This is a genomic window from Pedobacter sp. D749, assembly GCF_019317285.1.
GTDB lineage: Bacteria > Bacteroidota > Bacteroidia > Sphingobacteriales > Sphingobacteriaceae > Pedobacter.
In genome coordinates this window covers 3314201-3325832 of the sequence record NZ_CP079218.1, presented here as the reverse complement: position 1 = coordinate 3325832, position 11632 = coordinate 3314201, and the positions used below count along the sequence as shown (strand labels likewise).

The 11632-nt window shown below is 36.1% G+C and carries 10 protein-coding genes; 2 read left to right on the top strand and 8 right to left on the bottom strand.

Features of this window, described 5'->3' with window-relative positions:
• Window positions 1-69: 69 nt before the first annotated feature.
• The gene (locus KYH19_RS13350; protein ID WP_219075484.1) at window positions 70-759 is read left to right on the top strand and encodes an ATP-dependent Clp protease proteolytic subunit; all 690 of its coding nucleotides are present in this window, start codon (window positions 70-72) and stop codon (window positions 757-759) included.
• A 1590-nt stretch (window positions 760-2349) separates the two neighbouring features.
• On the opposite strand, the gene KYH19_RS13345 is transcribed toward KYH19_RS13350, so the two are convergent.
• The gene (locus KYH19_RS13345; RefSeq protein WP_219075483.1) at window positions 2350-2886 is read right to left on the bottom strand and encodes a hypothetical protein; all 537 of its coding nucleotides are present in this window, start codon (window positions 2884-2886) and stop codon (window positions 2350-2352) included.
• A gap of 206 nt (window positions 2887-3092) precedes the next feature.
• Between KYH19_RS13345 and KYH19_RS13340 the strand changes: the two genes are divergently transcribed.
• Window positions 3093-3749: a hypothetical protein gene (locus KYH19_RS13340; protein WP_219075482.1), complete on the top strand. Its 657-nt coding sequence runs from the start codon at window positions 3093-3095 to the stop codon at window positions 3747-3749.
• A gap of 20 nt (window positions 3750-3769) precedes the next feature.
• On the opposite strand, the gene KYH19_RS13335 is transcribed toward KYH19_RS13340, so the two are convergent.
• The 7 genes from KYH19_RS13335 to KYH19_RS13305 form a co-directional block, all read right to left on the bottom strand.
• Window positions 3770-4549 (bottom strand): hypothetical protein, encoded by a 780-nt coding sequence (locus KYH19_RS13335; RefSeq protein WP_219075481.1) that lies wholly within the window; start codon window positions 4547-4549, stop codon window positions 3770-3772.
• 487 nt (window positions 4550-5036) lie between these two features.
• Complete coding sequence (locus tag KYH19_RS13330) at window positions 5037-5831, bottom strand: hypothetical protein (protein WP_219075480.1); 795 nt, start codon at window positions 5829-5831, stop codon at window positions 5037-5039.
• Complete coding sequence (locus KYH19_RS13325; protein ID WP_219075479.1) at window positions 5831-7057, bottom strand: hypothetical protein; 1227 nt, start codon at window positions 7055-7057, stop codon at window positions 5831-5833. Before KYH19_RS13325 ends, KYH19_RS13330 begins: the two co-directional genes overlap by 1 nt.
• Window positions 7058-7514: 457 nt before the next feature.
• Window positions 7515-8210: a hypothetical protein gene (locus KYH19_RS13320; protein ID WP_219075478.1), complete on the bottom strand. Its 696-nt coding sequence runs from the start codon at window positions 8208-8210 to the stop codon at window positions 7515-7517.
• A gap of 630 nt (window positions 8211-8840) precedes the next feature.
• The gene (locus KYH19_RS13315) at window positions 8841-9686 is read right to left on the bottom strand and encodes a DUF4435 domain-containing protein (protein ID WP_219075477.1); all 846 of its coding nucleotides are present in this window, start codon (window positions 9684-9686) and stop codon (window positions 8841-8843) included.
• A gap of 2 nt (window positions 9687-9688) precedes the next feature.
• Window positions 9689-10987 (bottom strand): AAA family ATPase, encoded by a 1299-nt coding sequence (locus KYH19_RS13310; protein WP_219075476.1) that lies wholly within the window; start codon window positions 10985-10987, stop codon window positions 9689-9691.
• A gap of 27 nt (window positions 10988-11014) precedes the next feature.
• On the bottom strand, window positions 11015-11335 hold the full coding sequence (locus KYH19_RS13305; RefSeq protein WP_219075475.1) for a hypothetical protein: 321 nt from the start codon (window positions 11333-11335) through the stop codon (window positions 11015-11017).
• Window positions 11336-11632: the final 297 nt, after the last annotated feature.

The window sequence follows — 11632 nt, the reverse complement described above, 5'->3', positions numbered from 1 at the left end:
TTAATTTATACATCATGCTCCACAATAGGGGCAGGGGCATCGCTATGCCTGAAATTTAAAATCAATACGATGGATATTAACAAAGAATTCCGCCTTTATGCGGTAAAACACCAGGGCTTAAACAGCCTTTATGTAGATCAGTATATGGGCAGAAACGCCGCTTATACCCTGCCTGTTGCCATGACGCCTTACATTACAGAAGAACGCCAGCTGAATGTGGCACAGATGGATGTTTTCTCGCGGTTGATGATGGACAGGATTATTTTTTTAGGGGAAGCCGTTGATGAGCGGAATGCAAATGTGATACAGGCACAATTGCTTTTTTTGCAGTCGGTTGATACCAAAAGCGACATCCAATTATATATCAACTCGCCCGGTGGATCGGTGTATGCAGGCTTTGGTATTTATGATACCATGCAATTTATCGCACCTGATGTGGCCACCATTTGTACGGGCATCGCCCTTTCTATGGGTTCGGTATTGTTGTGTGCCGGTGCTGCCGGTAAACGTTCGGCTTTGCAGCACTCGAGGGTTATGATCCATCAAACCTCGGGTGGGACAGAAGGAACCGCTATTGATATGGATATCAGGATTAGAGAGGTATTAAAAGTACAATCGGATCTGTACCATATTTTGGCGAAACATAGTGGCCAAAGTTATGAACGAATTAATGAAATAGCCAGTCGCGATTATTGGATGAGCGCCATCGAAGCAAAGGAATTTGGAATGATAGATGAGGTTTTGATGCGTGGGGAATAGGGTTTAGTTTGATTTAAAAATGTGTTATTAAACATATCTGGCGCAAGTATTAGCGCCTGGGCCAAAAAGCGAAGGCCCGACTTGTGCTTTAAAAATTCTTAATTAAATTTCTGCTAAGCACAAGCCATTCAGCCCATTAGCGTAGATGCTAAGATTTGCGCTTAATAATGAACATAATTTAACCACAGATAAAAAAGATGCACACAGATATAAAAATCCGTGTTTATCTGTGTGCATCTGTGGTTAAAAACTTTAATTTAATAACATAGGGCTTGCGCTAGTGATGGATTAACCACCCCGCCCGTTGGGCACCCCTCCTAAATTAGGAGGGGAGTTTTCCCTCATAGCTGTATAGGGTAAATGGCCAGTTAAAATTTGAACGTTTATAGTGTAGCGGCTAAACCGGCAGTTTCATTATATTTTTATCTATCGGTTGGTGTCTCACCTACCGAAATAAATGATATAACCGCTAGTAACCACCCCGCCCGTTGGGCACCCCTCCTAAATTAGGAGGGGAGTTTTCCCCTCATAGCTGTATAAGGTAAATGGCCAGTTAAAATTTGAACATTTATGCTGTAGCTGCTAAACCGGCAGTTTCATTTTATCTATCGGTTGGTGTCTCACCTACCGAAATTAAATGATATAACTGGTAGTAACCACCCCGCCCTTTGGGCACCCCTCCTAAATCCTATCGTGTGGACACATCTTTTGTTACCTATATATATGTTTTTTTAGTACTTCATTAAGGCGGTCGTCATGCTGAATTTATTTCAGCATCTTTCCAGTTATAAAAAGGCATTTATTTCCAAAACATTAATTAAGCAAGCATTGTCTTTTCCGCTCTATGCCGCGGTGGCATGGTAGTTTTTCGCAGTTGCAGTTGGTTTTAGCTGTGCTCAAGAATGCTACGCATTTTGGAGCGCCAAAGTACCCAAAGCGCTCTGTCAATCCAGCAATGGGCCTTTTACACAATCCTATACACATCAAAAAAACAGCGGCACTTCGTTTAATCAGTTGTTGTCTGTGTTTTCTTTAGTCTGATTGAGCCCTTCGGGGTTTGTGTTCAATACTTCTTTAAAACTTTAAATTAGCGTTTATGAACACAAAACCACTGCGTTTTAGGTTTGGCAATGCTATTTGTTCTATTCTGCACCTGTTTTTTTGATTTCTCCGGCCCTTGGGATTGACGGCGTTCTTCGGTTAAAACAATGGGTTATTTAAGGAAGCTAGCAAAACGCCTAAAAAATTAAACTCAAAAAGATGTGTCCACACGATAGCCTAAATCAGGAGGGGAGTTTTCCTTTTATCTATCGGTTGGTGTCTCACCTACCGAAATTAAGTGATATAACCGCTAGTAACCACCCCGCCCTTTGGGCACCCCTCCTAAATTAGGAGGGGAGTTTTCCCTCATAGCTGTATAGGGTAAATGGCCAGTTAAACTTTTTATCTATCGGTTGGTGTCTCACCTACTGAAATTAAGTGATATAACTGCTAGTAACCACCCCGCCCGTTGGGCACCCCTCCTAAATTAGGAGGGGAGTTTTCCCTCATAGCTGTATAAGTTAAATGGCTAATTAAACTTTTTTACGTTTATGGTGTAGCTGCTAAACCGATAGTTTCATTATATTCATAACACGCAACAGCATTACACCAGGCGTCGCAGTCTGACAGCCAATCATAAATCATTTTATATGCAGCAGTAATTTCGGCAGAAAATTTTAAGGTTGCGCCTTCAAAATCATCCTCCTGAAAGATGTAGGCATTTAATCCAACATATAATAGTTCAGAAAGATGCTCCACATCAAACTGGCCAACAGCTTGTAGGTTATCACCCAGGTTTATGGCATAACGCTTAAAAGTTTCTTCATTGGCCAAAAGTTTTGTTTTGGTAAGCAGGCTGATGATATTGTTTACATCATAAAGGGCGTTGGCAATGGTAATGGGTTTGTGTTTGCCTGAGCGCGGATCGGGCCCGATAGCTGCGCTAAGCATTTCGGTAAGGAATTGATTCACATCCGATAAACCAATCATATCGAAGTAGGCTTCAATCAGTTTCCGGAATTCTGTTACAGCTGCTACCTGATTTGGGAGCTGTGTGTTTGGGTTTTTACAATTGTCGTTTAGCATAACATTGATAAAAAGATCCTGAGACGCTGCTAAACGACAATTAACTCTTTACAGAGAAAATATAGATGCGGGACTACCGCTCGTCTCAGGAATATTGTTAAAAATTGAATTGCTTACTTAATTGCTTCCCTTGTTAAGATTAGTAAAATATGTTAATTATCATTTAGCATAGGCAAGATAAATACAATAAATCAATCTACAAAATATTGTTGCTCAAATGGCGCATAAATCAAGGAAGTTTCATACTTGCAGTTCACAGTTCTGAACTTGCAGTTAACAACATTATACTTGCAGTTGGCAGGTTTATGCTTGCAGTTCACAGTTCTGAACTTGCAGTTAACAACATTATACTTGCAGTTGGCAGGTTTATGCTTGCAGTTAACAGTTCTATCAGCGCAGTTAACAACATTATACTTGCAGTTGGTAGGTTTATGCTTGCAGTTGATAGTTCTATACTTGCAGTTAACAGTTCTATCAGCGCAGTTAACAACATTATGCTTGCAGTTGATAGGTTTATACTTGCAGTTGATAGTTCTGAACTTGCAGTTCATAGTTATAAACTTTCAGTTCGCAGTTCTGAACTTGCAGTTCATAGTTATAAACTTTCAGTTCGTAGTTTTATACTTGCAGTTCATAGTTCTATACTTGCAGTTAACAACATTATACTTGCAGTTGATAGGTTTATACTTGCAGTTAACAACATTATACTTGCAGTTGGTAGGTTTATGCTTGCAGTTAACAACATTATACTTGCAGCTGGTAGGTTTATGCTTGCAGTTGATAGTTCTATCAGCGCAGTTGACAACATTATGCTTGCAGTTGGCAGTTCTGTACTTGCAGTTCAATGCGCCAGCGAGGGTTAACTAAATGAATTGTTCACTTTTTAGTTCTTATACAATTCGGGTCTGGTTTTGATCATTCCCCATTTTAACTTAGGTAATTCAAAGATCTCATCGTAAAGTGTCTTAACTTGTTTATTTCCACTTAAAGAAAGGTGCACTATGTTTTTTAGTGATAAAATTGGGCTATAGTCTTTGCTTTGAAGTCTTTCCGTTAAAAGGCGGAAGAACTTGAGTTGAGGCATGTTATTTAAGAAATCTATTTGCTCAATTTTGATGTATTGCGGTCCGAAGCCATCACCTTCAATGCTCAAACTTTCGAGTGTCGATAGATTTGAAAGTTCATCATAGTTATTTATTTTTTGAAAGTTTTCGACCGATAAACCTATCAGATTTTTAAGTTTTGTTAAAGGTTTTATCGATTCAACACCTGCTCCGGAACCAATATGCAATAATTCGATATGGGTTAATCCTTCAATTGCAGAAATATCTTTATAGCCGCCCCACTTAATCTCAAGGCGCTTTAATTGCTTTTGATTACAAACCGCATCAAAAAGTTCCTGGGGCATTCTTGTTCCAAAATGTAACTCTTTGAAGGCTGTTTGATTCTGGGTTAAAAACTCACACCATTCCGTTACCACACGTTTTTTGTCTTTTTGGGTTTTGTATTGAGGTGTAAAGGAATCGCCTAATTGCGTACAATTAATAATGAGTTTTTCTTCCTCATTATATTCTGAAACTTCCACAACCGATTTGATCAGATCATGTTCTTCTTTAAAGTAGTAATTGAAACCAAATTCTATTTGTTTGTCGGTTAATTTCATTGGTCGTTTTTAAAAGAGTTTTTGTTTTTATAAGCTTCAACGTGATGGTGAGGGAATTGTTTTTCGAAGAAAGGATGAGGTATGCCCAAGACCGTAATTTCAAAAACCGTATTCCAGAGAGAGGGCTAGCCGCTACCACCATTGTTCTTTTTTTAAGATTTCCTCGGCCAAAAGATAAAAGCAATTACATTAGCCAAAATTCCTATTGTTCCACTTATTTGTAAGAGATATTCCTTCATAATTCTTCGTTTTAGGTAACGATAATTAGGCAAATAAACAGGTTTAAAAATCAGTTATTGCAAACCGACTTCACCACCAAAAGTGGGAAAAAACCATTTTCACCGAAATACACAAATTAAGCCCGAAACATAGCAATGCTCGGGCTTAATTTAGTAAAATAAATATTTAATTTTGAACGAGAGTTGTGAATGGTCTTAATAATCAATAGAATGAAAAGAACATTTTTTCCGATCCCGATAAAAACCTCTTATTGATCTTCCTTTTCATCTTGTTTAAATTTTTCAAAAGCCTGTTTTATTTCCAATAAGTCATGCTTGTTTAAGTTGGGCTCAAATATTTTCACATCAATCACCTTTTTCGGAATTGCTGCCCCACTGCCACTTTTCTCTTTGCTTATAGGGTTAAAAATTAAATTGATACGAACAAGCTTCATTTTCCGCACACTATCAATGTTTTTCGATAATGTATAATTTATCTTGTTTTTCCAGCTTTTATCGAAAATCAGATAAGCCGAATCGGGATAATTGTCTCCTAGATTGGCAGTATATTTATAAGTTTCCTTGACATAGCCTTCTTTTGTATTGGTTTTTGACAATAAAATGCTTTTATCATCAAAATCAGCAGTTCCGCCTTTTAGAATCGGATCTTCCATTAACAAAGAATCAACATTAAAGCGCTTTCTATTTCCATTTGCTGCAATAGAATCATATCTCATCCCCGTCTTTTGATCCATGTAATGGATAAAAAAACGGTGTTCAAACGATCTTGAGGATATTGTAGCAGGATCATCTCCAGCCTCCATTACACCGTTCTTAATAGCCTTTTCGTTGTACACAGTACCACGGATAGTTTTACGGTATAAGATAATGTTCCCCAGTCTGGAAACTAAACTAGTATCAGTATTTGCAGGTGTTATAGCCCCAGTCTTGCGGTCAACGATATCTGCATAGCTAGTCATAGCTAATATTTCAGGACTGGTATTCATACTACATGATGAAGCCAGCAAAGCTGTTGCAAATAATGTGGTTAGCAAGAATCTCATTAAAAAATATCGTTTACATACCAAACTTCGCACGTTGCAGTCAGATTTTCATTTGTACCAGGAATTGGGTTCAATTTTGATTCGCAGATCAATTTGGCCTTGAAGTTAAAATAAGCTTTTGCTGTTGCATAATATTTTCCAATTGTTGGCTGAAGAATAAAATTAGAGACTGTTATTTCTGTGGCAGGGGTAATCCCCTGTAAGCCTTCGCCTAAATGTTCCAATCTGTCCCACTGCCATTCTTCTCCTACCTTTTTATGAAAGCCACGTTCGGTGCTCATATACGACCATAAACTAAAGCTGTTTTTTAAAAACATCCATCGGTATATCATGCTCCTTGTTTTACCTCCGGGAGCTTCCTTTTCAAGCTCAATCATGTTGTTATCACCAGCGAGGTCATAACCTAAACCATTTGCAGCATCATCACTTGCGCAGGGGTCTAGTTCGGGGTCAGATGGAGGAGTGGCCGGGTTAGTAGCCTCCGGATCAGTTTCATCTTCGCAGGCGTCATACAGCCACGTCTGAGAAATAACCCGTCCTGTCTGTTTATCCCAGATAATGAGATACACTGGTTCACAGTTAGAAGTACCATAACGGCCCATTAATTTATTGGAAGAATTTAAAGCACGGGTATTTGTTTTAAATCCAGTTGAATTGTTTAGGCTCACTATTCTTTGTTGTGCTATATATCTATTGCCTTCAATTTTTCCGTTTTTAATAGAAAAGCCCCCAACATTTCTATTGTGTTTGAGGCTATATTGAAGAAAAATTCCATCAGCGATGTCGGATTTTCCAGACGTCAATTTATTAAATGATGCCAAGATCTTTAGCCCCTTTGCTTTAACTACAGATTGTTTACCAAAAAAATCTACTTTTTGTACACCTATTATTTGCTTATCCTTTAATCTAATAATTACGCCGGAAACCATAGCCACATCATTGTCCTTATTGCGGCCAGCTGTGGCAATACTTACACCTTTTGTTTTGACAACCAAGATACTATCTCCTTCAGTTATATAATTACTCCAGTCTACAGCAAAGCGGCTTGTTGGATTATCCTTTACTTTCATTTCATATAAGGTTTTTGCTGACCCGACCAGTTGAAGCGTTTCCTTTTCGCTTAGGACATTGTTACTAGTGTCTGCGCCCTTTTTGCAAGAGTAGAGCGAGATAATCAAACACATCAACATTGATGTTTTGAGCATTAGAGCGATAATGTTTTTCATTGTTTTCTGTTTTTTTAATATAAGATTTGTATGAATTAATTGCGCTAAGATATATGGAAATACAGATGCGAGTTATTATTTCTTCATTAACATATTGTTAAAGCCTCGGTAAATATGAGGTGTATAATACTCTTAGCATTTCATGGAAAATTTTTCTTCAATTTGATGGTTTTCCCTGATAATTATGGTTATTATTCGTTAAGAAATAATGAATCTTACCCACATCTAGCGCAAGTCTTATTGGCCCTGGCCAGAGCATAGGCCTGACTTGTGCTTAATAAATCCGTCAATTAAATCTCTGCTAAGCATAAGTCATCCAGCCCACTAGCGTAAACCGTTAAGACTTGCGCTAGTAATGGATTAAACCACCCCGCCCGTTGGGCACCCCTCCTAAATCAGGAGGGGAGTTTTCCCTCATAGCTGTATAAGTTAAATGGCTAATTAAACTTTTTTACGTTTATGGTGTAGCTGCTAAACCGGCAGTTTCATTATATTCATCACACTCAACAGCATTACACCAGGCATCGCAGTCTGACAGCCAATCATAAATCATTTTATAGGCAGCAGTAATTTCGGCAGAAAACTTTAAGGTTGCGCCTTCAAAATCATCCTCCTGAAAGATGTAGGCATTTAATCCAACATATAATAATTCAGAAAGATGCTCCACATCAAATTGGCCAACAGCTTTTAGGTGAAAACCGAGGTTTATGGCATAACGCTGAAAGGTTTCTTCATTGGCCAAAAGTTTTGTTTTGGTAAGCAGGCTGATGATATTGTTTACATCATAAAGGGCGTTGGCAATGGTAATGGGTTTGTGTTTGCCAGAGCGCGGATCGGGCCCGATAGCTGCGCTAAGCATTTCAGTAAGGAATTGATTCACATCCGATAAACCAATCATATCGAAATAGGCTTCAATCAGTTTCCGGAATTCTGTTACAGCTGCTACCTGATTTGGGAGCTGTGTGTTTGGGTTTTTACAATTGTCGTTTAGCATAACATTGATAAAAAGATCCTGAGACGCTGCTAAACTGGGCATTTCGGCAAAAATGGCCAGCCGTTCCGCATTTAAATTGTCACCCCATTTCGCTTTAAAGTGACCACCTGTTTCGGGGCAAACTGGCCGTTCTGATCTTTTGATCAGCTTTTTTCGCAACTGGCTTTCGGGAATAATTTTTCAATTTCTGCATAAAATAAAGGCTTCTGGGAGCATATCTACTATTCGGGATGGACTACGGTCACTTCGCTGTTTTGAAGGGGGTATGGCGTTTTTTTACGCGTTCCAGTACCTGCGAATGGATTTTGATCGCTAGAAAGGTCTGAATTGAGGATAAATCCGGCAGTAAGATGGATTAAACCGAAAAGTCCTGAGGAAAATGGATTTGGATCCGAAGTGTATATTTGTTCAGAGGGAAAGGAACTTAGATGTGCATCATCCGGTAATCAAATTGGTGGCCAGTTTGGCCCGAAACAGAGGGGTCACTTTCACCGAAATACACATATAAATTCCAGTGTTGAAATTCATAAGACCATTCTTAACGAAATGCAAAAGAATCAACAAAATATTTCTGATTTGAAAGAAATTCTAAAGGGTTTTTAAAGTAACCATATCTAGCACAAGTTTTAGTGCCCCTGGCCAGAGCATAGGGCTGACTTTTGCTTAGTAAATCCGTCAATTAAATCTCTGCTAAGCGCAAGTCATCCAGCCCAAAGCGTAAACGCTAAGACTTGCGCAAGTATGGGGTTCATACCTTGCAGTTCAATGCGCTAGCGAGGAGGAAAATTTTTAATTCAAAATCTGGCATTTATTCATTTCTGACCATTTTAAAATTTCATTTCTAAGCTGGGTTTTTTTAAACATGTCTGCTGTAAATTTTAATCTGCAAATACTGCCGAGTAAATTATCAGTGATTCCATTGTGCTTGAATTCTTCACGAAAAAAGTGTGCTAAAGTTTTTAAAAAGTCGTGGCCGTTTGTTAATTGAAAAAAATCTGGGTTTTTTATTTGAAGAGCAAATATTTTGGACTTTACAATTTCTAAATCTTTAATTTTTGCATTTATTGATTTTTTGATCAATCTATCAAAATAAGTATCAAAATCAATTTGAAAAGTCTTAAAAGATATTAGTATATGGAAACTAGTAGAATCAAAATCAAGTCTTAAATCTTCTATTTCATTTAACCATTTTAAAAGTGAAATCTCTCTGATACTTTTTAGCAAATTTAGTCTGATATCAGAATGTTTATCCGAAGCTATACTAGTAAATTCAAATAGAATTGAACTAAAGACTTCATCATCATAGATCATCAATATTTCAATGTCATGCCAGTCCGAAAAAAAAATGTTAGTTTTAGGATTAGTTTTAGGGAATAAATTTATAAAGTCAGAATCTCTAATCCCTATAACTCTATCTCTGATTTTCAATAATTCTTCAGTACAATCTTCAACCTTTAGCTTCCCTCCTGGAACACTTTCAACCTTTGATGTCTCGACATTGAAAAATTTTTTGAAAAAGCGAATGTCGGTCTCTCCTTCAACTAAGACATAAGTTATGTTATGATTGTTTGGGTGTTTGATATCAAGCCTCAATTCTATGAGTTTATCCTGATAAGTAATGTCCGCCTGCTTCATCGCTATTCGGCAGTCTCGAGATTATGAACCAAATCCCATCTATTGTTTATTATTGCAGGTGAATGTGTTGCAATTAGAACTTGGACATCCTTATTACCAACTATTTTGATTAGATCATTCAAGAATTCTTTTTGCCAGGTAATATGAAGTGATATTTCAGGCTCATCAATAAGAATAACAGCTTTTTTATTTACATTAAAAATTAATTCATATAATAAGACAACTTCATGTTGTTCTCCAGAAGACAAATCATTTAATCTTAAATCAGAATTTTTACTAGTTTTAAAGAAAAATCCCTGATCTCTATTGATCCCTATTGTTTTGAAAGTGAATCTACGTTCGTTCAAAATATTAGAGAATAGTACAATTTTTTCTAGTAGTTCATCGAATACCCCAAGTTTGGATTCATAATCTTTTATATATACAGAAAGTGCTTTGGCGTCATTAGCACTATATGCTAAAAACTCCTGAGTGCTTTCGTATAATCCTAATTTTGTCAGTTTGTCTTGTTTTTTTTTTAGAGAATTATATCGAATTTCGTATTCGTTTTTATTTAAAATATTTTTCTCGTTTATTAATCTATTTGGATAACTGCTATCTAGTTCTTGCGATCTTTTAAATGATTTCTGTGTAAATTCATTAATCAACAACTTAAGTTCTTTTGCATATGTTTGAATTGTCTCTACCATAACTTGTTGATCAGACTCATCTCTATGCATTCCAGTTTTGAGACTAGATTTAATAAATAGTCTTTGTTCCTTAATTAAATAGACTTTAACTGAATCTAATATATCATTAACTAGAGGAGATGATATTTTATGGATTTTTCCTTTTACATCATCAGGTAAATACTCAGCATATTTTTCAACCAATTCAGATCGAGACGAGTATGATTCATCCGTTCTTAAATCTATCCATTTATTGTCAGAAATTCTTCTTATAGGTAGATATCGCTGTATAGATCTTTCAATATCAACTTCTAATTTATTTGAAAAATTAATTGTATCAATCAATTTATTTTCTTGAAAAAATGATATTGTAATTTCCTGTTGTGAATCCTTTATTTTACGATCTAATATTATAGAAATACTACTTTCAAGAAAAAATGAGATTTTTTTGAAAACTAATTTTTGAAAAAAAAGGAATTTTCTATTAAAAAGATTATTGATGATATTCAAAACCATTGTTTTACCAAAACCATTTGGTCCGGTAATAATAAATACATTTTCATTCGATTTAAACGAAATATCGTAGTGAAATATATCGAATAAATCTTCTATTATGAGAGATTTAATTTTCATTTATAATTAATGATATTAGATTTAATTTTAAAAGTCGGATAAAATATCGTTAAGGATGTGATCTATCCCCGATTCTTTTTCTTCTATTATGTTGTATAAGTAAGCAAATGATTCAATTTCGTGTGAATCATAATCTGAACTCACATAACTTTTAAATGTATAAGTTTCCCAACTTGTATATTCAGATAGTTCCTGAATAGTCATATCATTTTTATGGTATAAATGTAAAAAGTAATGGTCGTTTTCATCTTTACTTATTGACCAGTTATACTTTTTGTCATAAACGAAATAGAACTCAGTTTTAAATTTATAAATGATATCTGATATTTTATCAGAACTTAATGCCATCTTATTTATGACTTCTATAATTTTCATTACGTATATTGTTTATGTTTTCAATCGATTTACTAATATTATTAATCATTTCAAATGTACTGAATTGTATTAATAGGAAATGCAATTCATTGACAAAATTTCTGAATATTAGTAGACCCCTTATTCTAGCGCAAGTCTTAGCCCACATTGCCTCAAGCATTGGCCTGAATTGTGTTAAAAAAAGATTCTCAATTAAATTCCTCATCAAAGCACAAGTCATCCAGCCCCGCTAGCCTAGGCACTAAGACTTGCGCTAGTAATGGCTAGTAA

Excerpts from the sequence above, each read along its gene's own strand:
- KYH19_RS13350 (WP_219075484.1), top strand. The coding sequence starts at position 70 with ATGGATATTAACAAAGAATTCCGCCTTTATGCGGTAAAACACCAGGGC.
- KYH19_RS13345 (WP_219075483.1), bottom strand. The coding sequence starts at position 2,886 with ATGCTAAACGACAATTGTAAAAACCCAAACACACAGCTCCCAAATCAG.
- KYH19_RS13335 (WP_219075481.1), bottom strand. The coding sequence starts at position 4,549 with ATGAAATTAACCGACAAACAAATAGAATTTGGTTTCAATTACTACTTT.
- KYH19_RS13330 (WP_219075480.1), bottom strand. The coding sequence starts at position 5,831 with ATGAGATTCTTGCTAACCACATTATTTGCAACAGCTTTGCTGGCTTCA.
- KYH19_RS13325 (WP_219075479.1), bottom strand. The coding sequence starts at position 7,057 with ATGAAAAACATTATCGCTCTAATGCTCAAAACATCAATGTTGATGTGT.
- KYH19_RS13315 (WP_219075477.1), bottom strand. The coding sequence starts at position 9,686 with ATGAAGCAGGCGGACATTACTTATCAGGATAAACTCATAGAATTGAGG.
- KYH19_RS13310 (WP_219075476.1), bottom strand. The coding sequence starts at position 10,987 with ATGAAAATTAAATCTCTCATAATAGAAGATTTATTCGATATATTTCAC.
- KYH19_RS13305 (WP_219075475.1), bottom strand. The coding sequence starts at position 11,335 with ATGGCATTAAGTTCTGATAAAATATCAGATATCATTTATAAATTTAAA.